Annotated in this window: 24 protein-coding genes; 8 read left to right on the top strand and 16 right to left on the bottom strand. The window is 53.9% G+C overall.

Features of this window, described 5'->3' with window-relative positions; translation table 11 throughout:
* The 3 genes from JCM2850_RS19625 to JCM2850_RS20660 all read left to right on the top strand — a co-directional run.
* Positions 1–247: hypothetical protein (locus JCM2850_RS19625; RefSeq protein ID WP_234406283.1), on the top strand; the 247-nt coding region annotated here is incomplete at its 5' end.
* Positions 248–546: 299 nt separating this feature from the next.
* Positions 547–1,479, top strand: coding sequence for an alpha/beta hydrolase (locus JCM2850_RS19620; protein ID WP_025872690.1), 933 nt, complete (start codon positions 547–549; stop codon positions 1,477–1,479).
* A 245-nt stretch (positions 1,480–1,724) separates the two neighbouring features.
* Entirely contained in the window at positions 1,725–2,141 is a 417-nt protein-coding gene (locus JCM2850_RS20660; protein WP_439645877.1) for a hypothetical protein, read from the top strand.
* Here the strand turns inward: JCM2850_RS20660 and JCM2850_RS14190 are convergent.
* Positions 2,132–2,329: a hypothetical protein gene (locus JCM2850_RS14190; RefSeq protein WP_081775092.1), complete on the bottom strand. Its 198-nt coding sequence runs from the start codon at positions 2,327–2,329 to the stop codon at positions 2,132–2,134. The genes JCM2850_RS20660 and JCM2850_RS14190 overlap by 10 nt on opposite strands.
* 79 nt (positions 2,330–2,408) lie before the next feature.
* Between JCM2850_RS14190 and JCM2850_RS14180 the strand changes: the two genes are divergently transcribed.
* A complete protein-coding gene (locus tag JCM2850_RS14180) occupies positions 2,409–3,362 on the top strand; it encodes a metallophosphoesterase (protein WP_081775091.1) in 954 nt (317 codons plus the stop codon).
* The gene (locus tag JCM2850_RS14175; RefSeq protein ID WP_025872682.1) at positions 3,359–4,090 is read left to right on the top strand and encodes a 5'-nucleotidase C-terminal domain-containing protein; all 732 of its coding nucleotides are present in this window, start codon (positions 3,359–3,361) and stop codon (positions 4,088–4,090) included. The genes JCM2850_RS14180 and JCM2850_RS14175 overlap by 4 nt, the downstream gene beginning before the upstream one ends.
* Positions 4,091–4,172: 82 nt before the next feature.
* On the opposite strand, the gene JCM2850_RS19610 is transcribed toward JCM2850_RS14175, so the two are convergent.
* The 6 genes from JCM2850_RS19610 to JCM2850_RS21475 all read right to left on the bottom strand — a co-directional run bounded on the left by JCM2850_RS19610 (position 4,173) and on the right by JCM2850_RS21475 (position 7,657).
* On the bottom strand, positions 4,173–4,802 hold the full coding sequence (locus JCM2850_RS19610) for a class I SAM-dependent methyltransferase (RefSeq protein WP_051525434.1): 630 nt from the start codon (positions 4,800–4,802) through the stop codon (positions 4,173–4,175).
* Positions 4,803–4,882: 80 nt separating this feature from the next.
* Positions 4,883–5,572, bottom strand: coding sequence for an ABC transporter ATP-binding protein (locus JCM2850_RS19605; protein ID WP_159105178.1), 690 nt, complete (start codon positions 5,570–5,572; stop codon positions 4,883–4,885).
* An 8-nt stretch (positions 5,573–5,580) separates the two neighbouring features.
* Positions 5,581–5,829 carry an ATP-binding cassette domain-containing protein gene (locus JCM2850_RS23550; RefSeq protein WP_159105177.1) on the bottom strand — a complete coding sequence of 83 codons (249 nt, stop codon included), beginning with the start codon at positions 5,827–5,829 and terminating at the stop codon, positions 5,581–5,583.
* Positions 5,830–5,841: 12 nt separating this feature from the next.
* Complete coding sequence (locus JCM2850_RS14160) at positions 5,842–6,624, bottom strand: ABC transporter permease (protein ID WP_036266322.1); 783 nt, start codon at positions 6,622–6,624, stop codon at positions 5,842–5,844.
* 2 nt (positions 6,625–6,626) lie between these two features.
* Positions 6,627–7,421 carry an ABC transporter permease gene (locus JCM2850_RS14155; protein ID WP_025872679.1) on the bottom strand — a complete coding sequence of 265 codons (795 nt, stop codon included), beginning with the start codon at positions 7,419–7,421 and terminating at the stop codon, positions 6,627–6,629.
* A 56-nt stretch (positions 7,422–7,477) separates the two neighbouring features.
* Entirely contained in the window at positions 7,478–7,657 is a 180-nt protein-coding gene (locus JCM2850_RS21475) for a hypothetical protein (protein WP_148301288.1), read from the bottom strand.
* A 110-nt stretch (positions 7,658–7,767) separates the two neighbouring features.
* Between JCM2850_RS21475 and JCM2850_RS19600 the strand changes: the two genes are divergently transcribed.
* The 3 genes from JCM2850_RS19600 to JCM2850_RS14145 all read left to right on the top strand — a co-directional run bounded on the left by JCM2850_RS19600 (position 7,768) and on the right by JCM2850_RS14145 (position 10,116).
* The gene (locus JCM2850_RS19600; RefSeq protein ID WP_267879297.1) at positions 7,768–9,183 is read left to right on the top strand and encodes an ABC transporter ATP-binding protein; all 1,416 of its coding nucleotides are present in this window, start codon (positions 7,768–7,770) and stop codon (positions 9,181–9,183) included.
* Entirely contained in the window at positions 9,156–9,533 is a 378-nt protein-coding gene (locus JCM2850_RS23545) for an ATP-binding cassette domain-containing protein (RefSeq protein ID WP_267879296.1), read from the top strand. The genes JCM2850_RS19600 and JCM2850_RS23545 overlap by 28 nt, the downstream gene beginning before the upstream one ends.
* A gap of 82 nt (positions 9,534–9,615) precedes the next feature.
* Positions 9,616–10,116 (top strand): cupin domain-containing protein, encoded by a 501-nt coding sequence (locus JCM2850_RS14145; protein ID WP_025872677.1) that lies wholly within the window; start codon positions 9,616–9,618, stop codon positions 10,114–10,116.
* Positions 10,117–10,268: 152 nt separating this feature from the next.
* Here the strand turns inward: JCM2850_RS14145 and JCM2850_RS23070 are convergent, their stop codons facing one another.
* From JCM2850_RS23070 to JCM2850_RS14100, 9 genes are all read right to left on the bottom strand, one after another.
* Entirely contained in the window at positions 10,269–10,988 is a 720-nt protein-coding gene (locus tag JCM2850_RS23070) for a periplasmic substrate-binding domain-containing protein (RefSeq protein ID WP_234406282.1), read from the bottom strand.
* Complete coding sequence (locus JCM2850_RS23065) at positions 10,943–12,232, bottom strand: extracellular solute-binding protein (protein WP_234406281.1); 1,290 nt, start codon at positions 12,230–12,232, stop codon at positions 10,943–10,945. The genes JCM2850_RS23070 and JCM2850_RS23065 overlap by 46 nt, the downstream gene beginning before the upstream one ends.
* Before the next feature lie 21 nt (positions 12,233–12,253).
* A complete protein-coding gene (locus JCM2850_RS14135; protein ID WP_025872675.1) occupies positions 12,254–13,855 on the bottom strand; it encodes an ABC transporter ATP-binding protein in 1,602 nt (533 codons plus the stop codon).
* Positions 13,855–15,057, bottom strand: coding sequence for an ABC transporter permease (locus tag JCM2850_RS14130; protein ID WP_025872673.1), 1,203 nt, complete (start codon positions 15,055–15,057; stop codon positions 13,855–13,857). The genes JCM2850_RS14135 and JCM2850_RS14130 overlap by 1 nt, the downstream gene beginning before the upstream one ends.
* An 8-nt stretch (positions 15,058–15,065) precedes the next feature.
* A complete protein-coding gene (locus JCM2850_RS19590; RefSeq protein ID WP_036266321.1) occupies positions 15,066–16,118 on the bottom strand; it encodes a microcin C ABC transporter permease YejB in 1,053 nt (350 codons plus the stop codon).
* A 39-nt stretch (positions 16,119–16,157) separates the two neighbouring features.
* Positions 16,158–17,510, bottom strand: coding sequence for an LLM class flavin-dependent oxidoreductase (locus JCM2850_RS14120; RefSeq protein ID WP_025872671.1), 1,353 nt, complete (start codon positions 17,508–17,510; stop codon positions 16,158–16,160).
* A gap of 5 nt (positions 17,511–17,515) precedes the next feature.
* Positions 17,516–18,841 (bottom strand): LLM class flavin-dependent oxidoreductase, encoded by a 1,326-nt coding sequence (locus JCM2850_RS14115; protein ID WP_025872669.1) that lies wholly within the window; start codon positions 18,839–18,841, stop codon positions 17,516–17,518.
* Between the two features lie 139 nt (positions 18,842–18,980).
* Positions 18,981–20,063 carry an ABC transporter substrate-binding protein gene (locus tag JCM2850_RS14110; RefSeq protein ID WP_025872667.1) on the bottom strand — a complete coding sequence of 361 codons (1,083 nt, stop codon included), beginning with the start codon at positions 20,061–20,063 and terminating at the stop codon, positions 18,981–18,983.
* A 297-nt stretch (positions 20,064–20,360) separates the two neighbouring features.
* The gene (locus tag JCM2850_RS14100; protein ID WP_081775089.1) at positions 20,361–22,856 is read right to left on the bottom strand and encodes a TonB-dependent receptor; all 2,496 of its coding nucleotides are present in this window, start codon (positions 22,854–22,856) and stop codon (positions 20,361–20,363) included.
* Positions 22,857–23,136: the final 280 nt, after the last annotated feature.

Genomic DNA, 23,136 nt, shown 5'->3' with positions numbered 1-23,136 from the left:
CCCTGCATATGATTTGGCAAAGTTTGTCTGGGCGACTTTAGATTGGAAAGAGAAAAACGAAGCTAAAATCGTTAAAAATTCCTGGGCTAGCACATATGAATCGTCAATCAATGAAGATAGATTCAATTTATATGTTGCAATACAAACAATAGCTGCAATTGCTTGGTGTGACAAAAACACTTCTGACGCATTAGATAATATTGAATTTAGAGCAAACGCTATAGAAACTTTACTTGATATCTATTAATTTTCTTAACAAAATTCCATGAAAATATTGCCGTAATAGTTTGTAGTACTCTGCTGCTGGCATCTGAAACACCCAGCTCATGACATGGCACTTCCCTCCCCCCAATGTGCTTCTTGCCTGCTTTTTTGACAACCTCATCCCCTTACCTTGGGCGAAACCAGGCTCAAAATATCCGTGATAAAAACCATCATGACAGGCTGTACAAACGTCTTGGCATAGAAAATGCTGACTCCAACGCTCTATGCACAACTTAGGCACCTTCGGCATTGTTTAAAAACAGCTGCCAGCAGATTTGACCCATGACATTTACATCATTCATATCCTTACCTGCACTCCTTCTCAGCACAAGCCTACTACTGAGCAATGTTGTCCATGCGGAACAAGCGATACTCCCCAAGCCAGCCCAATCATTCGATATCCCGCGCTATGTGCCAGGACAAACCACACCTGGCTACACGCCGTACACCTATACCCAGCAGCACAAGCTAAATCTTTTTATCTTTCAGCCAGTGCAATCTACCAGCACACCCAAGCCTGCCATACTGCTGTTCCACAGCGGCGGCTGGGTGCGTGGGCGTCCTGAGTGGCTATTTGGCTTGGCCAAGCAATTTGCAGAAGATGGCTTGGTGGCGATTCCTGTGCAATATCGCTTATCTGACGCTAACACCACACCCGCAGATGCACTCAATGATGCTTGTGAGGCTTTCCGCTGGGTGAGAGCGCATGCCGGCACGTTGAATATAGATGCCAGCCGTATTGCAGGCTGGGGGGCTTCTGCGGGCGGGCAACTGGTTGCGGCTACCGCTACGGCTGGTTGCCCTAGTGATATTGCAGGAGAAAATACTGCTGATGCTGCGGCCAATGCGCTGATTCTGGTATCAGCCAGTGTGGATACCGAGCAGTCTGCGCATTATTCCAGGCTGCTGGGGCCTGGTGCAGATGCATGGCGGTTTTCGCCCATCGCCCACATTCGCCAAGGCACACCCCCTACCCTGCATATTGCAGGTGCTGAAGATACGGTTGCGCCTGTCAGCACTGCCCAGCTTTACTGTGAAAAAGTCGTGGCAGCCCATGGGCATTGCCAAGCGATTGTCTATCCCGGCGTAGGGCATTTGCTCACGCGCAATTTGGTGGATCAGCGCAGCACCTTAGACCCAGACCCGGAGCTGGAGCTTGCTGCGTATGGAGAACAGAAAAAATTTCTACGTGATCTGGGTTATTTGCAGCCATGAGAGGTAAACCAGCCAGCAATCACAAATAGACAAATATAGTAAAATTACTATTAATTTTATCCTCTGCAATGGGATAATCCTCCCCGGCCCAGGCCTATAGCTGCCGCAACCGGGGAGCCTCCACACCCACGCTCCTCCTGACGGCATTCGATTATTTTTCATGCGAATGGAAGTTGAAGCGTATGCATATACATAACGCCAGGATTGCACTAGATATAGATAACACGCTGGCACCCTACTTGAATGTGGATATCAGCCTGGCGCTGATCGAGCCGTATCTGGAATTTCTTCAGCAAAGACTTGATGCCGCGACCTACCGCATCTACACCACCCAACAACAGCGACGGGATGGGCCGCATCATCATTTGACGGCAATTACCCCTCTTGAGTACCCCAAACTCTCTTTAGAACGCATCCAACCATATCTAGCTTATCCATTGCAGGTTGACCTGCTGGGGGTAGGCCATGTGGCCGAAGGCAGTAACGAAGTCTATTTCATCGTCTGCGAAAGCCGGGAAGTCCAGGCTATTCGTGCCAGCCTTGGGCTGCCAGCCGCTGATCTGCATATCACCTTGGGATTCAAGCAACATGATATTTTTGATCAAGCTAAAAATAGAAGCACCTTGTTATCTCCTTACACCGAGATTGAAAATCAAGCTTGATGCATAGCGATATTCATATCTAAATTCATATCTAAATTCATATCTAAATTCATATCTAAATTCATATCTAAATTCATATCTAAATTCATATTTGGACTCCTAACTCGCACGCAGACAGTAGATGCTGCTCCAGCACCAGCATCTTGCTGCGAGCGCAGCAAGTCTGTACAAAAATTAATCATCGGCATCAATCAGTTGCAGGACAAATCGCGCATCACCATGGCTTGAATTTTGCCTACATGTTGAGGGTCTCCATACCTGAAATAGATGATGATCAAATTCCTGCCCTTGTACCTGCTTAGCGCCTGTTGCCTGCTTTCCTGTGCGGCAAACATTGCAAGCCACACACCCGCATTGCCCTCAACTCACGATATTCGTTTATCCATCCTCAGCACCACAGACTTGCATGGCCATATTGAGGCCTTGCCTACGATTGCGGGCTATATCAACAATCTGCGCGCTGCCCGTGCGCAAGATGGCGGTGGCGTAGTAGTGCTGGATGGCGGGGATATGTTTCAGGGCGAGCTGGCTTCCAATCTCAATGAAGGGGCCACCGTGATAGAAGCTTACAACCAGATTGCTTACTCAGCGGTCACCGTGGGTAATCACGAATTTGATTTTGGTCCGCTAGGCCCGGCCGTTATTCCCAAAGCTGGAGACAACCCACGCGGCGCCTTGCATGCCAGAGCCAAGCAAGCCCACTTTCCTTTTCTCGCCGCAAACACCGTAGATAAGCACAGCGGCAAGACCTTGCTGCACCCGGACATCGTGCCCAGCACTATCATCAATGTGCAAGGCATACGGGTGGGCCTGGTAGGGGTAATGACGCTGGAAGCGACGCAGTCCATCCCTATTCCGGTGTTTGAGGGCCTGGCACTCACGCCGCTGGCGCAGGCCATCAATACGCAAGCAAGACTGCTGCGCGATAAAGCCCGTGCAGTACGTGCCCAAGGCGCCACGGTGGTCATTGCGGTGGCGCACGCTGGAGGCAGCTGCCAGCATTTTGATAATGCGGATGACCTCAGCTCTTGCGATCAGCAAGCAGAAATTTTTCAGGTAGCGCGGGCGCTTGAGCCTGGCTTGGTAGATGCCATTGTCGCCGGGCACACCCATCAAAAAGTCGCGCATCGCGTTAACGGCATCCCCATCATTCAAGCGGGGAAAAATGGCGAAACCCTCGCCAGGCTAGATTTGCTGGTGAACGCTGAGACTGCCAAGTGAGTGAGTCCCAATTGCACGCTCCAGTCACGCTATGCCTGAGCAATCAGGACAATCGCGCTTGCTCTGCCAGTGAATATGAAGGCCAGCCAGTCAAGGATGATGCCGCAGTGACCGCCATCGTCGCCCGCGCCCTACAAGCAGCAGAGCAACGCCGTAACAGCCTGGTGGGTGTTGAGTTGACCACACCCATACTGCGTGCCAAAGCTGCGAGGCAGGAATCTGCCCTGGCTAATCTGGTGGCAGACAGCATGCTGCTGGCCCGGCCCCAAGTAGATGTTGCCATTACCCATGCGGGCGGCCTGCGGGCAGATTTACCTGCGGGGCCACTACGCTATGGCGCATTGTATGAAGCTTATCCACGAGATAGCACGTTTGCGATAGCCAGATTGACGGCAGAAGAATTGCAAAACGCCATCGCCAAAAACCTGCGCGGGCCCAAAGGCCTGTTGATCTCGGTATCCGGCATCAAGGTCCAGGCGCAATGCAGCGGTGATCAATTGCAGATTGCGCTATTCCGGCCCAATGGCGAGACACAGGTTCAGCCTATCGCCAAAGATGAATCCTTGCTGGTAGCCACCAATACCTTGCTTGCTTTAAGTGCTGAAGGCCCATTCCCACAGATTGCCTGGCAGATTGAAGATGATCCGCCGATCCGCGAAGCCATTCTCAAGGTGTTGCAGCAACGCGGTTGGCAGCCTCAGTGGGCAGGATGGCGCATTGCTAGATGACAATCACCCGAGAATCAGCTGGCCCCATGCTCCTGCCCCTTGCTTGCCAGCAAGAAACACGTAAAGACATGATGGCTGCGGCTCAGGGGCTGGCCTGGTGCAACACCAAGCCCTGCCCCTGCAGCAAGACTTTGACGCTGCTGAAACCTGCTGCATGTAATGCGGCTTTTTGCTCGCTGACGGTCATGTATAACTCGGTGTTGCCCATGCCACCCTCGCCCGCATAATGATCACAGACATAGTAATGCCCATGCGGCTGAAGAATGGCTTTGACCTGGCGGTGCAGCGCTACGGCATGGGCTTTGTGTCTGAGTTCATGCACTGCCTGCAGCGTCACCACGCAATCAATTTTGGGTAAATCCAGCGTCCAGTCTGCCTGCTTGAAACTGCGCTGTACAAAATTGACCCGCGCACTCGCCTGCCCCAGACGCTGTTTTGCCAGTTGATGCATGGCCGCAGAAAAATCCAGCGCTACATAGTGGCTGCTGGGAAAAGCCTGCAACAAGGCTTGCGCCAGAAACCCCGGCCCAGAACCCAGCTCCAATATGCGCACAGGGGCAGAAACGCCGCGTTGATTGGCCGCTCCATGCTCGACCCCAATCCCAGCTCCACTCAAGGCTGCAAGCTCATGGCCGTGATCACCCGCAAAATCGCTGGCTATGGCATCGACAAAAGCCTGAAAGAATTTGCTGCGCCAGGGGCGTTTAACCATGGCAGATTCTGCCAGGCGCTGGCATGCGCCATCAGGCGCAAATCAATCGGGCTGGGGATATCAATCACCATCAACCTGCCTCATACCGATAAACCACGATCACCAACAATATGCACGTAGACCTCCTCCAGGCTGGGCCTGCTGGTTTGTATGGAAGTTACACCATGCCCCACCAGATGCTGCAATATCTGCCTGGCCTCGCCCGCGCCTTGCACCTCAATGCGGTATTGCGAATTGGGGCGGCTAATGGCCGTGAAGCGGCTGTCCAGCTTGGCCGCCAGCGCATGAAAAGTCTCTTCACTCGCCTCAAAATCCACCCATTCATGCTGCCCCAGCAACCGTGACAACGTCTGCGGCGTTTCCACTGCCAGCAGTCTGCCCTTGTCTATCAGGCTAACCCGGTCACATACCGCTTCGGCCTCCGCCATATCATGCGTTGCCAATAATATGGTCTTGCCCTCGGCCTTGAGCTCGGCAATCAATTTGCGGAAATCCCTTGCTGCCAGCGGGTCCATGCCCATGGTGGGCTCATCAAAAAACAGCACAGGGGCGTTGCCCACCAAAGCGCGTGCCAGGTGCAAACGCTGCTTCATGCCACGTGAATACCCCTCGGCCTTTTGATCGGCCTTGGCACTCAAGCCCACCCTTTCCAGCAGGGTATCCACACGTTTGCTACTCTCGCGATAAGGCACTTCATACAAGGCCGCCCAATATTCCAGGTTTTGTCTGGCACTCAGCTTGTTGTATATGCCACGGTCACCGCCCAGCAAAATGCCTATCAGGCGCGGACTTTCTTGGGCTGCTGCACCACATCATGGCCCAGAATACTCACCTGCCCGGCACTAGGCAGCAAGATGGTAGACAGCACCTTGACCAAAGTGGTCTTGCCCGCACCGTTTGGCCCCAGCAGGCCGTGTATCTCGCCAGCGCCTATCTGCAGGCTAATACCATCCAGACCCACCACCTCTTTCTGTTTGCCATGGCCTTTATAGACGCGGCGCAGTGCCTGTACATCAATTGCCAGCATTTCACAGCCTTTCTATTCAAATTGTATAGAGCCGTCAGCGCGGCCCGCATTGACCATATAGGTCATGATGGCAGCCCCCAGGCCCGCCCACAGCAGCGCAATCAAGCCTTCATAGCCAAGCTCAATGGCAATGCGCGTCACCTCAAGCTCGGCCATGGCGCTGCGCATGGCAATCAGGGCATGGGTGCTGGGCAGCAGCTTGATCAGCCAGCCCAGCGCTTCTGGCCAAAAACTGATGGGCACAGCTGCGCCGCAAAACGCGGCCAGCAGGCTGCCTGTGGAATTGAACACTACGCTACGCATAGAAGGCAGCCTGGCGACCAGGGCACCGAGGAAAAAGGCAAAGCCATAAGTACTTAAATTGGCCAGCACTATGCTGAGCAAGGCCAGGGCCAGTTGCAGCGCAGAAAACTTCAGGCCAAAAATCAAACTGTAGATCAACAACACCGCCACTGAGGTGGCAATGCCTTGCAGCATCCAGACAATGCTGCGCCCTATCACGGCAGGAATCAGGTTGGCTGGGGCAATCACCAGCAAGGGATAAGTGCCGTCCAGGCGATTCCAGGTGGTGGCCATCACTGCAAACAGCGCGCCTATGCAGCCGGAAATGATGATATTGCCTATTAACAGATAATGCAGAGAGGCTGCAGAGCCCAGCAGCTTGCCCACCAGCACCAGCGAAAGCCCGGAAGTTACAATGCGCAGCAACCAGCCAAAGGTCCAGGAGCGCCAGTTCCAAAAGGACTTGAAATCCTCCACCCCCAGCATCCAACCCACCGCAAATAGATGCCGCATATTCACTCCGTCAAACTCAATGTGCCTTCACGGCGCAGAATATTGATCATGCGCCGCAACAGATAAGCGCCCAGGGTAAACAACACCAAGGCTGACAAACCTATCCACAGCAGGCGCAAACCCACTGCCACAGGTGTTTCTGGACTAAAAGCGTCGCGTATCAACGCGGCCGACCAGTAGAAAAACACCCCCGGTGCCAGTAACTGAACCCAGGCAGGCAGATAAGCCACAGGCACCAGCACGCCACTGAGCAGATACAGCGGTCCATTGATGGAGGCCTGCAAGGTGCGCACATTGCGCGCCAGTGAAAATAGCGCCGCAGTTACCGTAGACAAGCCTGCTGTCGCCAGTACCGTCATCAGCACACTGCTAAACAACAGCCCGGGGTGATGCACTACCAGCGTCTCGCGGAACCAGATCTGGATAAAAAACCAGGCAATCACAATGCTGAAAGAACCGAGAATGGCAAACACCAGGCTACGGATCACGATCAGGGTGAAATATGAGGTGGGTGAACTGACAATCAGGTCAACTACTTGAAAGCGCTTGTCCATGGCAATGGTCTCGCTGCCAGTAAACAAGCCCATCTGCCCTATGGTCATGGTGACAATGGCAACAAAGGCATAGCTCAGCAGATCAGCCCGCCCGGCATGGATAAACACCGCAATCGGCGCGATACCCACCAGCGGAATTGCAATCAGCTGATAAAAATCCTCGTAGAAATTATTGAGCGATATCTGTAGCTGTGCCTTGGCCACCCGGTATACCAGCCACGCCTTAGTCAGTATCAGCTCCACCTTGCATCCCTAGCTCTCGAATCAATCAGCAGGGTTTTGCAACTATCGTGCCAAGCTCAGCCATATCCACCCGACCTTGTTGCAGCGGCTTTATTGGGTATCTGCAAGGTTTTGCCAAGTTGGCTTACAGGCAGCAATGTTGCCAATACAACAATCACTGCTGCGTAAAGCAAAGCAAGCGCACCGAGATGAGAAAAAGCAGTGTTTGCTGTTGCAGCAGCAACATCTGCACACAAAGCAACACCTACCGGATTTATACCAAGCTAAGTGATTGATTTAGTATGCCCAGCTCCATGGCATGGATCATGCACTGATCAGTGGTTAATCATCTCTAGTGTGAAACTTCATGAAGAATCTGTGGCTGGCCATTCAATGTATCCCCGAATATAAAGGCCGGGTGATTGCCGTCATTGCAGTAGGCACCATACTCGGCTTTATCAATACCGCCACGCCCTATCTCTACAAACATATTGTCGATGTCATTGCCAATATGCTGGCAGGCCGCATCACCCATGAAGCTGCCACCTGGAGTGTCACGGTCATACTGGGCCTGTTCTTCGCGCTGCGCATGGGGGTGGTGATATTTACCGCACTGCAGAACAAGCAGGCCGATGATTTATGGCTGGATACCGTCAGCACTTTCCGCCAGCGCGTGTTCGACAACATGACGCAGAAATCCATAGATTATTTCGAGAAGACGCGCGTGGGCGAAATCATGGACAGGTTTGGCACCATCACCACCATCACCATGTGGCTGTCTTCACTCACCGAAGGCACGCTTGCGGGCTTTCTGCAGATGGTGTTTATTCTGGTGGTGCTAGCCTTCAAGGCTCCGCTGGTGGGGCTGATCATGGGTGTGGTGTTGCTCATGAATTTCTGGGTGTCTTACCGCACTGTGGGCTGGACCAAGCCTTACAGGCGTGGCTGGCAGGCCCTGGCTGGCAAGATGACAGGATTGTTGGCCGAGATGGTAGGCAATATCGCCACCGTACGCAGTTTTGGTGGCGAGCCTGCGGTCAAGCAGCGCTATGACGACACCCAGGCCGAGTGGATGATAGTGCGCGACAAACTGCACAAAACCCAGTGGAAATCCGAGCAAGGCTTGAACCTGCTGAACACCCTGGCGGTTTTTGTGGCGGTGAGCCTGACGGTGCGTGGTGCGCTGCAGGGGCTTTATACCACTGGCGATATCCTGCTGGTGCTGACCCTGACGCAAAACCTCATCATGACCATAGGGCCGATTGCTCGCCAGATCAATCAGGCCAGCGAGATAGAAAGCAATGCCGAGCGCCTGGTGGAACTGCTGGATGTGGCCTCAGAACTTGCTGACCGCCCGGACGCCATCAAACTGGAGCAACTGGACAGCATCACCTTCGAGGACGTCAGCTTTACTTATCCCGGCAAGGCCAGCCCGGCCTTGCAGCATATTTCCTTCCATTTGCCACGCAACCAGACCCTGGCCCTGGTGGGCACCAGCGGCAGCGGCAAAACCACCATCGTCAAGCTGCTGATGCGCTTTTATGACCCAACTGCTGGCCGCATTCTCATCAATGGCCGTGACTTGCGCGATTACCAGCAACGCAGCGTACGTGCGGTGATGGGCGTGGTGTTGCAAGATGTGGCGCTGTTCAATGACAGCATAGGCGAGAACATAGCCTTTGCCCGCCCTGGCGCCAGCGAGGCAGAAGTACGCCTGGCTGCACAAGCGCACATGCCGATGAATTCATTCTGCGCATGGATAATCAGTACGACACCCTTGTAGGTGAGCGCGGCATCAAGCTCTCTGGCGGCGAGAAACAGCGTGTGGCGATTGCCCGCGCCATCCTGAAAGCGCCGCAACTCATCATTCTGGATGAGGCCACCAGCGCGCTGGATTCCGAATCTGAGCACCTGGTGCAGCAAGGTCTGCAACAACTCGTCAGTGGCCGCAGCTCGGTCATCATTGCTCATAGACTCAGCACCGTCATGAATGCAGACCTGATTTTGGTGATGCAAGACGGCGTAGTACTGGAGCAAGGCCGTCACGACACCCTCACCCGCCTGCCGGATGGCTTATATGCCCGCCTGTTCTCGCTGCAGACCCAGGGGCATGGCATTCATGCGGCAGCCTGAAGCATGCCTAAGCATATGACTACACGCCTGACTACACATCGCGCTTACAACCTTTCAATCACTAGCTGAACCAGGAGACCTTATGTCCACCACCTTGCAAACCTTTGCCCAACAAGCCCATAGCCTGCTCGCAGCCGACCCTGGCCCACAAGGGCGTGAGCAGGTCAGACAACTGCTGGAAACCTTGGTAAAAGATCAGGCTTTTATCGCAGAGTATTTGGGCGATGAGCAGCCGCAACGCCGGGTGCTGTATGAAGACCAGGAGCTGGGCTTTGCCATACTCGGCCATGTGTTCAAGGAAGCACGCCGCACCAAGCCGCACGACCATGGCATTTCCTGGGCCATCTACGGCCAGGTTAGCGGTGAAACCACCATGGATGGCTGGGATGAAATAGAAGCCGCCCAAGCCGACAAGCCAGGCAAGGTCAAACTCAGGGATTCCATACAACTCACACCTGGGCATGCCCGCGTTTATAACGAAGGTGAAATTCATTCCCCACGGCGCGAAGGCCCGGCCAAACTGGTACGCATACAAGGTAACCCGCATCAGGAGCAAGGCGGTCGCGCCTGGGAACCGGTTTAAGACCTAAAGAAAAAAGTGGAGAAAAAGTAGAGCAAAAAGTCGCGCTGTTGCAGTCCCCTTTTGGCCTAGCGCGACACTGCGCAGCCACAGCGTGACTTTTAAATGCACAGCATGGTGCCCTGAAGCTTGCTTAGCTCAAGCTTGATTCTTTTTTACTTCTGGTAAAGCACTTTGTTCCAGGCCGCCACATCTCCATGCCAGTGTGCGGCCTGTGGTCTATAGATCTGAGACTGTGACGTTAGCGCTGCCTGTGCCTGACGGCTATCCCACCAATAGGCCATCGCCCAATCCTGGGCGGCGTAATAATCCGGCAGTTGTTGCGGGCGCTGCAGATAATGTTTGTGAATGTAGTAATGCTGGGTCAGATAACGCCAGGGAATAATGTAATGGCTATGGATCAAAACCCGATCCAGCGCATGGGCGGCGGTTTCCAGTGCCTCCTGGCTATCGGCATCCAGCACCTTGGCGATCAACACATCAACCGCATGTGATTTCACCCCGGCCACATTCTCAGAGCCCGGCACATCAGCATCATGGCTGTTGAAATTGCGCCATAGCTCAGGGCCAGGCATGCGTGCATCGCGGAACGTCACCGTGGTGTAGTCATAATTAAAGTTCTTCATGCGGCTACGGCCTGTGGCCGCATCCACTATCTTCTTTTTGACGACTATGCCCAGCTTGCTCATGTTGAGGTAAATCGGGTCCATATATGGGTTTTGCCCGCGCGTCCCCGTCACTTCAATCACAAAAGGCTCACCCTTGCTATTGCGCAACACGCCATCACGATTATGCCAGCCAGCCTCGGCAAACAACGCTAGCGCACGGGTCAGGCTCTTGCGCACACTGGAAGGCGGATGCGTATTTGGCTGCACAAAGACTGGGCCAAATACTTCTGGCGGAATCTCATCCCGCAGTGGCTCCAGCAGCTTGAGTTCATCCGCACTAGGCTGCCACTGGCTGCCAAGGGGCTGTTGGAGAAAAAGCTATATTGGCGCTTGAATTCGCTGGCAAAAATCTTCTGGTTTATCCACTCAAAATCCATGGCGTAATTCAGCGCCAGCCGTACGCGTGGGTCCTGAAAACGCTCACGCCTGAGATTCAGCACCCAGCCATTCATGCCTGGCGGGTTTTTGTGAGGCACGATTTCCTTGACCAGCTCGCCTTCATCAAAACGCTTGCCTATATATTGGCAGCACCAATAGCGCATCTTGGTTTCACTAAGAAAATCAAACTCACCAGCGCGCAAGGCCGCTACCTGGGTATCGGGGTCCTTATAGAGCTTGTAGGCAATGTATTCAAAATTGAATGATCCGCGCCTGACCGCCAGGTGCTTACCCCAATACTCCGGGTTGCGCCTATAGCGTATACCCTGGCCGCGGCTGCCCTTTTCTATCAGGTAAATGCCACTGGCAATCGGCTGCTCAAACTTAAGCTTGCTGAATGGCGTTTTTTCGCCATTTGCCAAGGCACCCCACTTGGGTGAAAACACTGGCAAGCTGCCCGCGATAAAGGAAATATCACGCCCCTTGCGCTTGAAATCGAAACGCACGGTTTGTTTGTCCAGCACCACCACCTTCTCCACCTCAGAAAAATAGGCCTTGAACTTGGGGCTGGCTTCCTTGCTGGTCAGCACGCGGAAGGAATACGCCACATCACTGGCAGTGACCGGGTCACCATTGGAGAAGCGCGCCTCATCGCGAATATGAAACGTCACCGCGTCCTGCGTGGGGGCAAGCGTTATATCATCCGCCAGCAGCCCATACTGGGTGTTGACCTCGTCCCAGCTATTGATGGTCAGCGTCTCAAACATCAGCTCCAGCACTCCGGGCGCTGGCCTGCCCTTCATGCTGAACGGATTGTATTTATCGAAACTGCTGTTCTGCGTGGTCAAGGCCAGGGTCAAGCTGCCGCCCACAGGCGCATCCGGGTTGGCATAGTCAAAGCTGCGAAACCCTGCCGGGTATTTAGGCTCGCCAAACTGGGCAATGCCATGCGCGGCTTCACTGGGAGCATGCAGCAGGGCCAGATTGATTAAGCCTAGCAGCATGAGCAATTTGATAGTCTTGGCAATGTGCTGGGACAAGTTCTTGGATAAGGTGTTGGAGATGGGCGTCATGACACTTTTTATTCTTGGATTTTAAAGTGAGGCTTGTACCAGAGCCTGCGTATAAGGATTGGCGGGGCTTGCCATCAGCGCCTCGGTCTCGCCATGCTCAACAATTTCACCATCCTTGAGCACATAGACTCGATGCGCGAGGGCATTGACCACGCTGAGATCATGCGTGATCAACACATAGCTCAGGCCATATTTCTGCTGCAAGCCCAATAACAGTTTAAGCACCTGATTCTGAATAGAAACATCCAGCGCCGAGGTAGGCTCATCCAGAATCAAGACCTTGGGCTCCAGCACTACAGCCCGGGCAATGGCAATCCGCTGGCGCTGACCGCCGGAAAACTCGTGCGGGTAAGCATCCAACGCTGTTAACGGCAGCCCAACCTCCTGTAGCACTTGGGCAATGCGCTGATAACGCTGCTCAGCACTCAGCTCAGGGAAATGCAGGGCCAGACCTTCGCCTATGATTTGGCTCACGGTCTGGCGTGGTGACAGGGAACCAAACGGATCTTGAAACACCACTTGCAGACGCGAGCGCAATTGACGTATGCGGCTCTTGCTCAGGCTGGCCAGTGGTGCGCCTTCAAACTCAATCTCGCCCGCAGCGCTGCGTATCAATTGCAGTATGGCTTGCGACAAGGTGGATTTGCCGGAACCGGATTCACCAACTATGCCTATGGTCTCACCCTGACGCAGTTCAATATTGGCACTCGCAAGTGCCACAAATCTGTCACTGCCCCACCAGGCAGCAATGCCCTGGCGCTTTTTGGGATACTCGACGCGCAAACGGCGCGTCTCCAGCAACAGCGGAGCCTGCGGGCTGACATTCTGCAAGTTGCGTACAGGAATGCTATTGATAAGCTTGATGGTGTAAGGGTGCTGCGGCGCGGCAAACAGGGTTTCGGTCTCCCCGCTTTCTACCAGTTTGCCTTTTTCTATCACCGCCACGCGCTGGGCAAAACGCCGCACCAGGTTGAGATCATGCGTAATCAGCAGAATGGCCATGGGTTCGCCATTGTGCCGCGTCAGGCCCTGCTCTTGCAGATCAATCAACAGCTTGACGATACGCGCACGCACCGTGACATCCAGTGCGGTGGTCGGCTCATCGGCAATCAACACTCTGGGGTTGCACGCCAGCGCCATGGCAATCACGGCGCGCTGCAACTGACCGCCAGAAAGCTGGTGCGGGAAACTATCTACCCGTCGCTCAGGCTCACGTATGCCAGTACGTTCCAGCAGGCTGATGGTACGTACCCTGGCTTGGGCACGCGTCAGGCCTTCATGCAGCATCAGGGATTCTGCAATCTGCGCACCTATGGTGTATAGCGGATTTAGCGCACTCATGGGCTCCTGGAACACCATGGCGATATCAGCACCGCGCACCTGACGCAAGGCATCATCGGACTTGGCCACCAAGTTTTCGCCATTAAACAAAATGCGGCCGCTGATTCGGGTTTGCGGCAATAGCCGCAGTATGGAGAGTGCGGTCACGGTTTTACCGGAACCGGACTCACCTACCAGGGCCAGACGTTCACCCGCGCGTAGCTCAAGATTGAGATTATCGACCACACGCTTGTTGCCGAAATGAATGCTGACATTTTCCAGCGCAAGTAAAGGCTGAGTCATCACGCCGCCCCAGTCTTGAGTGGTGCCAGAATGGTATCGGCTTGCGGCTCAGCATCGGGCTGCTCATCGGCGATGCGGGTATCGAGTGCATTGCGCAGTGCCTCGCCCATAAAGGTGAGCAATAGCAGCGTCAGCACCAGCACGCTGAATGCAGACAGCGCTATCCACCAGGCATCCAGATTTTCCTTCCCCTGTAGCAGCAATTGCCCCAGGCTGGGTGCGGGTGCGGTGACGCCCATACCAAGAAAATCCAGGCTGGCCAGGGCCATGATGGCGGCACTCATGCGGAATGGCAGAAAGGTAATCACCGGAGTGAGGCTATTGGGCAGGATATGGCGCCAGATAATCTGGCTGTTGGATAAACCCAAGGCTCGTGCGGCCTTGACGTACTCCAGCTGGCGGTTGCGCAGAAATTCGGCGCGTACATAATCCGAGAGATGTATCCAGCCAAATAGCGACAGCAGGATAAACAGCAGGCTGAGTGTAGGCTCAAACACAGAGGCAAAGATGATGAGTAGATACAACTCGGGCATGGAGCCCCATATTTCGATTAAACGCTGGGTCACCAGATCTACCCTGCCGACAAAGAAACCCTGTATTGCGCCTATGGCAATACCGAGTATGGTGCCGACCAAGGTCAGCCCCAGCGCAAAGGTGACCGAAACCCGGAAGCCATAAATCAATCGCGCCGTGATGTCATACCCGGCGATATCCGTGCCCAGCTTGTTGTCATGATCAGGCGGGCCGGGATAGTGGTCAGTCTCGGAAAAATAGTTGAGGGTGTCGTAGTAGTAAGGATTGGGCGCGTAGAGCACAAAGTTGCCGGGCTTATCCAGCTGCGCCTGGATGAATGGGTCATGGTAATCCGCCTGTATAGGCAGGTTGCCACCAAACTCCGCCTCGGGATAATCCTTGAGCAAGGGGAAATACCATTGCTTTTCATAATAGATCACCAGCGGCTTGTCATTCGACACCAGCTCACCCGCCAGCGTGAACACATACAGTGAAACAAAAATAATCAGGCTATAGAAGCCCAGCTTATGGCGCTTGAAACGCTTCCATAGGCGCTTGCCGGGAGCCTGATGGCTGCTGGAAGCAAGATTGGCGTTAGTGGCAGCAGTTGTGTTGCTGGCAGGGTCTTGTTTAGCAGGATCTTGACTAGTAAGTTCTGGGCTGGAAATCTCAATCACAGGCAGGCTCATTTCAGCTCCTAGGCGTCGTAACGGATGCGGCGGTCTACCAGCACGTAGGCAACATCGCCCAGTAGCTTGATGACCAGTCCGGCAAGGGTGAACAGATACAAGGTACCCAACACCACCGGGTAATCGCGGCTATTGATGGACTCAAACGACAGCAGGCCCAGGCCATCGAGTGAAAACAGGGTTTCTATCAGCAGGCTGCCAGTAAAGAAGGCCATGATGAACGCGCCGGGAAAACCCGTGATCAAGGGCAGCAAGGCATTGCGGAATACATGCTTCCACAGCACCTGCCTTTCAGACAGGCCTTTGGCGCGTGCCGTCAGCACATATTGGCGGCGAATTTCTTCCAGAAAGGTGTTCTTGGTCAGCAAGACCTTGAGCGCAAAAGTGCTGACAACAGAGGCAGTCACTGGCAGCGCGATATGCCAGAGATAGTCCTTGATCTTGTCCAGTGTGCTCAGGCTATCCCAATCGTCAGAAACCAGGCCACGCAAGGGGAAGATATCCCAGAACGAACCACCACCAAACAACACAATCAGCAGCACCCCCAGCACAAAGCCAGGCACCGCATAGCCCACCAGTACAATGACACTGGTCACCACATCAAAGGTCGAGCCAGCGCGCACCGCCTTGGCCACCCCCAGTGGCACCGAAATCAGATAAGTCAGAATCAAGGTCCAGACACCGAGTGACACCGATACGCCTAGCTTGTCCTTGATCAGCGTCCAGACGCTTTCTTCGCGGATGTAACTATCCCCCAGATCAAAGCGTATAAAACTGCTGAGCAAATGCCAGTAGCGCTCCAGCACTGGCTTGTCGAAACCATAGAGTTCGCCCAGTTGCTCCACCTGCTGGCTATCTATGCCCTGCCTGCCGCTGTAATTCCAGCTACCGCCATTGGTTCCGCTTTCAACACTAGACTTGCCGCTATCGGCATCCAATTGCGCCAAGGCGTGATCGACCGGGCCACCGGGGACAAACTGGGTGATGACAAAGGTCAGGGTTAAGACCCCTACCAGAGTGGGCAGCATAATCAGTACGCGCTTGAGAAGATAAAACCACATAAGCTTGTCCCTAGAATGGTGATTTGGCCGGGCTGATGTTTAGGCGGCTTGATGCACGGCTGGCGCTGCACTGTCAGCACGGGATGGATGAGCTGGGCGCTTGAGCCCGAGGTTTTCGCGCAAGGTGCTGCCGCTATATTCCCTGCGGAACAAACCACGTCTTTGCAACTCGGGCACCACCAGGCGCGCAAAATCCTCAAAGCCCTGTGGTAGCAGTGGCGGCACGACATTGAAGCCATCGGCACCCTGCTCGATAAACCACTGCTCCATGAGGTCAGCCACGGTCTTGACTGAGCCTATGGCCTGCAAATGGCCTCTGGCCACGCGGAACTTGAGTACCAACTGGCGTATGCTGAGGTTCTCGCGCCGTGCCAGTTCCAGTTGTTGCTGAAACCTGCCTTTGCCATTCTCACCCGCGCTATAAGGCAAATCCGGCAAGGGGCCATCCAGCGGATAAGCCGAAAGATCAAAACCGCCAAATTGCAGATCGCTGAAATCCACTCTGTCCTGCAGCTCGGCAAATTTGTCCTGTGCCTCCTGGTCAGTCTCGGCCACTACCACGGATAATCCGGGCGCAATCTTGAGTTGATCTTCATCGCGGCCATATTTGGCCATGCGCGCCTTGACGTCTTTGTAATAAGCCTGTGCAACCGCCAGAGAGGTAGCCGAGCAATAACTCATCTCTGCCACCTTGGCGGCAAACTCGCGCCCGGTCTCGGAGTTACCCGCTTGCACCAGCACCGGGTAGCCTTGCAATGGTCGCGGGAAATCCAGCAAGCCCTCAGACTGGTAATACTGGCCCACAAACTTGAGCGGGTGCACATACTCAGGTCGGGTGAACTGGCGCTGCTGCTGGTTTGGCTGATCAAACGCTTCATCATCCCAGCTATCCCACAAGGTCTTGGCCAGTGCTACAAACTCTGCCGCACGGGCGTAGCGCTCTTCATGCGCGCGTGGCGCTGTGATGCCAAAGTTGGCCGCGGTGTGCTCGCTGAAGGAAGAAACAATATTCCAGCCTGCCCTGCCACCACTGAGGTGATCCAGCGAGGTGAATTGCCGCGCCAGGTTATACGGATCACTAAAGTTGATATTGGCGGTGGCGATCAACCCTATATGCCGGGTGTTGGCGGCAATTGCCGATAACAGCGTGAACGGCTCAAACTGATAGCTGATACGGTCACGCCCAGTTTGCGGGCCAACCTTGCCGGAGCGGCCTATGAAATCCGCCAGGAAAAAGCTATCAAACTTGGCTGCCTCTGCCAGCTTGGCAGCGCGCACCCACCAGGCCAGGTTGGGACGTCCATCGTCTTGCGAGCTGGGGTGACGCCAGCCTGCGGGATGATGGCCAAAGCGCTGGAAAAACACATTGAGGACTAACTGACGTTGGCTCATGGGGTTCAGACCGCAGTGTTGGGATTAATCGGGCGCTTGAGCCCGAGGTTTTCACGGAAGGTGTTGCCTTCATACTCGGTGCGGAAAATGCCGCGTCTTTGCAGCTCTGGCACCACCAGTCGCGTGAAATCCTCAAGCCCCTTGATCGAGTATGGCGGGACAACATTGAAGCCGTCAGCGCCCTTCTCGACAAACCACTCCTCAATCAAATCAGCTACAGTCTTGACCGAGCCTATGGCTTGCACATGACCTCTGGCCACCTGGAACTTGAGTACTAGTTGGCGGATGCTGAGATTTTCCCGGCGCGCCAGTTCAAGTTGCTGCTGGAAGCGGCCACGGCCATTCTCGCCTGGGTTGTAAGGCAAGTCAGGCAAGGGGCCATCAAGGTCATAGCCAGAAAGATCAAATCCACCGAACTCGACCTTGCTGAAATCCACGAGTGCTTGCAGCTCGCCAAACTTGTCCTGTGCCTCTTGGTCGGTGTCGGCGACCACCACATTAAGGCCGGGAGTAATCTTGAGCTGGTCTTCGTCGCGGCCATATTTCGCCAGACGACGTTTGACGTCCGCGTAATAATCCTTGGCCACTTGCAGGGAAGTTGCCGAGCTATAGGTCATCTCGGCCAGACGTGCGGCAAACTCACGCCCAGTCTCGGAATTACCCGCCTGCACAAACACCGGGTAGCCTTGAATCGGGCGTGGGAAATCCAGCAAGCCCTGCGACTGGAAGAACTTGCCCTGGTAATCAACCGGATGGCCAGACTGCGGCTTGTAGAAGACGCCAGCCTCTCGGTCTGGATGATCAAAGGCATCATCATCCCAGCTATCCCACAAGGCTTTCGCCAGTTGCACATATTCACTGGCTCTTTCGTAGCGTTCCTCGTGACCGCGTGTATTTGAGATGCCGAAATTCTTCACGGTATGCGGGTTGAAGGAGGAAACGATATTCCACCCTGCCCGCCCGCCGCTAAGGTGATCCAACGAAGTAAATTGCCGCGCCAGATTGTATGGCTCGGAAAAATTAGTATTGACCGTTGCCACCAGGCCTATGTGCTTAGTCTGCGTGGCAATGGCGGACAGCAGCGTGAATGGCTCAAAGTGGAAGTTGTTGGGGGTATCCACTTGTTCTGCCGCCTTGCTGCTGCGGCCTATGAAATCGGCGACAAAGAAGGTATGAAACTTGGCGGCCTCGGCAATTTGCGCGGCGCGTACCCACCAGTTCAAATCCGGCCTGCCATCTTCCTTCCACACCGGGTGCAACCAGCCCGAGGGATGATGGCCGTAGCGCAACAGGAACACATTCAATATCAACTGACGTTTTTCTTTACTCATGCATGACACTCTTGGTTGCCGACGCAGTTGTCTGCGGCGGCTGGGTTGGATAAAGGCATTAAGCTTGCTGGCTAGCTGTTGCTTCAACTCTGCTGCGCCCCGAAGTTTCTGCAGCACAGCAGGGCTTCAAGCTGCATTCTTAAGCGGCAATCTCGTGACTGAATTCAGTCAAATCCGGCTGGGCATCCACCAGGGCCTGTGCTGCCTGCAAAGGCTCATGCACTATCCAGTCGCGTACATCGTAGTCATGGGCGATATAACCCCAGTCGCGCAGGAAGTTTTTCTGGGTTTCCAGACCGAGGATGTAGTCTTCGCTCAGCTTGGGAGTAAAGGCCAGATGCACGTCCTTGCCATGTGAACCCACAATATCGGCAATGGACAATTCTGTTTGTCTGGTTTGATCCGGCAGCAACAAACTCAACACCTCTTGGGGATTTTGCGCAGCCCATTTGGCCGTGCGCAGCAGCACCGCTAGGTAGCGAGCCACAATATCGGGATGGCGATTGAGAAAGGCGCGGTCTACAGTCACAGGACGTGGGGTACCGTTATTGACGCGCAGCAATGGGTCTGCCAGTTCATTGATGTTGATCACCTGGTGGTAATCGGCATGCTGGGACAGCTGATAGCCGCGGGCAAAACGCACGAAGATGGCATCGACCTGCCCGGCATTCAGGGCTTCAAGCTCGACATGGCGATAGCTGGTGCGCTCCTGGCGCGGGCCTTCCTGCAGATCGTAACTAGGGGCAGCAATATCAACGAATTGGGCGTCATCCTTGCTCAGACCCGCAAGGCCTAGCGCTGTCGCAAAACCATGCTGGGCAGCACCACGCTGGAAGTCGATGACCGCATCCCTATGATCAGGAATCGCCAGGCGCTTGCCCTTGAGATCCGCCACAGTTTCAATGCCACTGCCCTTGCGCGTGATAATGCCTTGGTATTCATCCAGCCAAGTGATGGCGACGACTACGGTATCTTGCTGCTGGCCTTTAGCCCACAGCGGCGGAATATTGCCGCCTTCACGGAACATGCCGGACTGGCCATGATGGTAGTGGGAGTTACGGATTTCCAGGCTCTCGGAATCACGCAGCGAATGCAGCACCGTGCCGCCCTGAGAAAACTCGGCTTGCAGCCATTGCTTACGGATAGCCAGTGCCGATGCCGTGGCAGCACCACAGCGGGTGTACCAGAGATTGATCGGATCATGTTGGGTTGATGCTGTCATTGCATTACTCCTTGTTTGATTTGGAATGGCTGCTATACCGCCACCTGAGCCGCAAGCTATATGCCAACTTCACAGGGGATAACAAATAAGATATTCATATGTAATAATTAACTTTAATTAATCACATTAACCAGATGTTTATTAATTAAATTTATCAACCATTATTGATATTTTTTACTCAGAAATTTCTGACGCTTGTTTACAGCAACTGTTGACTCACAAGCACAAGAAGCCTCCAGCTGCTGGCAGCACAACATTGCAATCCAAATGTTGTATTACCAGCAGTGCGCGCATGTTCTAGAAATTGATGGTGGCCGTGACACCCCAGGTTCTGGGAATACCTACAGATACCGGGTATGTGCCATTGGTGGCATTGACGATCTGCCTGAGGAAAGGCTCTTGCCTGTCTGTGATGTTGTTGGCATAGGCGGAAACCTGCCACTTCTTGCTATGTGGCACAAAGGTCAGGCGTGCATTGCCCAGCCAATAGGACGGGGTTTCCTGGGTGGGGTCATTCTGCACAGTGGCATTGTGGTAAATATGGCTGCGGAACGACCAGTCCGTGCCTAGCACCAGCTTGCCGGGGTTGAGATGGAAGGTGTAATCGGTATCCAGGCGGAATGAAGTCTTGGGCGTACGGTAGAACTCATTGCCGCTGGCATTGCCCTGCACACCACCTACGGTGTAATTGAAGTTGGTGTACTCGGAGCGCAGCAAACCAAGATTGGCATTGAGATGCCAATTGGGCGTAATCAGCGCATTGGTCTCAAACTCTATGCCCTTGACGTTACCATCAGATTGCCCTGCGGCGCTGGTGGCGAGCAAGGTGCCACTGCTATCGAACACCGCTTGCTGGATATTGAGCTGGATGTTCTTCAAGTCATAGTAAAACACCGCCGTATTGAAGGTCAGCCGACCATCGAGCCAGGTGCTCTTGAAGCCAGCTTCATAATCAACAATGGTCTCGGGTTGTAGTACTCTAATCTGCCCCGCAGTGATGGATTGATTAAAACCACCAGAACGGAAACCCGTGGCCACCTTGGCATAGCCAAGGAAATCATCGCTGAAGCGATATTCCTGCGTAATATCGCCTGTGACCTTGGTATTGGAAATCTTGCTGCTCAACACCTCTACTGTGGGATTCGCCAGGAAGGTGACGCCATTGCCCTGATACCAGGTATCTTCACCGCTGAAATCCACGCGATTGGCCCCTGCTGTATCGCTGATGGACAAGGATCGTTCAGTGATTTCCTTTTCTTGCCGCGTGACACGCAAGCCCACACCCAAAGCGGCTTTTTCGGTAAAGCGGAATTTGACGTTACCAAAAATGGCCTGACTTTCCGAGGTTTGGTCCCAGGAGCTTTCGGTATATTGATCGCGGTTGGTCGCCACAGTGGCGCTACCACCATTGCGGAAGCGCGCGCCGCGGTTATATACGGCCGCATCCAGGTGGTCGTAATACAAACCAGCAATCCAGGTAATGTCGCGGTCTATGGGTGAACTCAGGCGTATTTCCTGCGAGAGCTGTTTGGATTCATCGCTATTGTTGCTGCTGCTACGAGCCAGGGTGGTATTGGCCGGTACGCCCACCAGGCTTAGCGCATTTTGATGGCCGCCAACAAAGCCTGTAATCGAGGTCAGGTTGTATTCCCCCAACTGCCAGTTGAGCTTAAGGATGGCACTGTTACGGTGATCCTTGGTCTTGCCACCCCCACCCCAGAAATCGCTATAGGCATCAGGATCATCACCATAAGGCGGCACATAGCCACCGCCTGCCGCAATTTGCCCTGCGGTCTGGCCCTGGGTGATGATGCCATTGGGATTGGTCTGGGTCACAGCACTACCTGGAGCGTTGCGGCCACCCACGGTATAGCTGGGGTTGTTGCTGATATCGGCAGAGCGGAAATTGAGGATTAATTGCGCCTCTAGGTTTTCACTCAGGTTGGCCAGTAGCTGGAAGCGACCGTTGATGTCCTTGAGTTCAGGGCCATAGTTATCGGTGAGGATATTCTTGGCCCAGCCGTCATAGGTTTCGTAATAAAGCGAACCACGTGCTGCCAGGCGCTCATCAATAATGGCACCGCCATAAGCGCCCTCGAAAATCTGGCTATCAAAACGCCCCAGATTGGCCTTGGCATAACCACCCGTATCAAATGATGGCTTTTTCGAGATGAACTGAATTGCCCCGCCGGTATTGTTCTTGCCCCACAAAGTACCCTGCGGCCCGCTCAATACTTCTACCCGCTCCAGGTCAAACAAGGGAAAGCTTTGGTTCTTCTGCAAAATGATGGGGACTTCGTCTACATAAATACTCAATGGCCCTTCATTGTTCTGGTTGGGGTCATTAGTGCCTATGCCACGCAGAAACCAGCGCGGCTTGCCGTTGCGGCCCCCCCCTTGTGCTGAGAGATTGGGTGCCAGGCGTTCGATATCGGTGGAAAGAAATATATTCTTGTCGCGAATGTCTGTGCCGCTGACTGCCTTGATCGAAATCGGCACATCTTGAATTTTTTCCTCGCGCTTCTGCGAGGTCACTATCACATTGCCGAGTGCTGCATCCTGTTGCTGCGCTTCTGCGCTGGGCAGCGTTTTATCCAGCTTTTCCTGCTCGGCTTTGCTGGCTTTCTGCTTTTCAGCTTTTATCTCAGCCGCCCCTGTACTCTCGGCGCTTTCCTCGGCATATGCGATAGGCTGTGAAACAAAGACTGCCGCCAGCACAACCCTGATGAGGCGTTTTTTACCTATGTAGGTTTCTGAATTAAATGTATTTCTTGTTGTAACGATAGAACCCATGTGCTGACAAGCTCCCTGATTAGCTTATTGATGAGGTTTAAGAACCCCACTCATTTCGCAGGAAACGTGCCAAAGGTGACGGGCAAGTTAAAATCAATATTTAACTTTAAATAACATACCCAAACATTTGTTTACATTTAACTAATTAATGCAATTAATTTTAATACCAACCTAAGCCTAGCTATTGCTCACGCAACATCGACTTGAATGATTGCTGTCTGGGAAACAAAAAGTTGTGCTGGCAACAACTGCTATACACCCCGATTTCGTCATAGGCTTG

Source organism: Methylobacillus glycogenes JCM 2850 (assembly GCF_000617925.1).
Taxonomy (GTDB): domain Bacteria; phylum Pseudomonadota; class Gammaproteobacteria; order Burkholderiales; family Methylophilaceae; genus Methylobacillus; species Methylobacillus glycogenes.
This window is presented reverse-complemented; position numbering and strand designations above follow the sequence as displayed.

Bases quoted from the DNA above. Each gene is read 5' to 3' on its own strand.
- JCM2850_RS19620 (WP_025872690.1), top strand. From the start codon at position 547: ATGACATTTACATCATTCATATCCTTACCTGCACTCCTTCTCAGCACA.
- JCM2850_RS14190 (WP_081775092.1), bottom strand. From the start codon at position 2,329: ATGCCGATGATTAATTTTTGTACAGACTTGCTGCGCTCGCAGCAAGAT.
- JCM2850_RS14180 (WP_081775091.1), top strand. From the start codon at position 2,409: ATGATGATCAAATTCCTGCCCTTGTACCTGCTTAGCGCCTGTTGCCTG.
- JCM2850_RS19610 (WP_051525434.1), bottom strand. From the start codon at position 4,802: ATGGTTAAACGCCCCTGGCGCAGCAAATTCTTTCAGGCTTTTGTCGAT.
- JCM2850_RS23550 (WP_159105177.1), bottom strand. From the start codon at position 5,829: ATGCTGGCAATTGATGTACAGGCACTGCGCCGCGTCTATAAAGGCCAT.
- JCM2850_RS14160 (WP_036266322.1), bottom strand. From the start codon at position 6,624: ATGCGGCATCTATTTGCGGTGGGTTGGATGCTGGGGGTGGAGGATTTC.
- JCM2850_RS19600 (WP_267879297.1), top strand. From the start codon at position 7,768: ATGAAGAATCTGTGGCTGGCCATTCAATGTATCCCCGAATATAAAGGC.
- JCM2850_RS23545 (WP_267879296.1), top strand. From the start codon at position 9,156: ATGGATAATCAGTACGACACCCTTGTAGGTGAGCGCGGCATCAAGCTC.
- JCM2850_RS14145 (WP_025872677.1), top strand. From the start codon at position 9,616: ATGTCCACCACCTTGCAAACCTTTGCCCAACAAGCCCATAGCCTGCTC.
- JCM2850_RS23065 (WP_234406281.1), bottom strand. From the start codon at position 12,232: ATGACGCCCATCTCCAACACCTTATCCAAGAACTTGTCCCAGCACATT.
- JCM2850_RS14135 (WP_025872675.1), bottom strand. From the start codon at position 13,855: ATGACTCAGCCTTTACTTGCGCTGGAAAATGTCAGCATTCATTTCGGC.
- JCM2850_RS14130 (WP_025872673.1), bottom strand. From the start codon at position 15,057: ATGAGCCTGCCTGTGATTGAGATTTCCAGCCCAGAACTTACTAGTCAA.
- JCM2850_RS19590 (WP_036266321.1), bottom strand. From the start codon at position 16,118: ATGTGGTTTTATCTTCTCAAGCGCGTACTGATTATGCTGCCCACTCTG.
- JCM2850_RS14120 (WP_025872671.1), bottom strand. From the start codon at position 17,510: ATGAGCCAACGTCAGTTAGTCCTCAATGTGTTTTTCCAGCGCTTTGGC.
- JCM2850_RS14115 (WP_025872669.1), bottom strand. From the start codon at position 18,841: ATGAGTAAAGAAAAACGTCAGTTGATATTGAATGTGTTCCTGTTGCGC.
- JCM2850_RS14110 (WP_025872667.1), bottom strand. From the start codon at position 20,063: ATGACAGCATCAACCCAACATGATCCGATCAATCTCTGGTACACCCGC.
- JCM2850_RS14100 (WP_081775089.1), bottom strand. From the start codon at position 22,856: ATGGGTTCTATCGTTACAACAAGAAATACATTTAATTCAGAAACCTAC.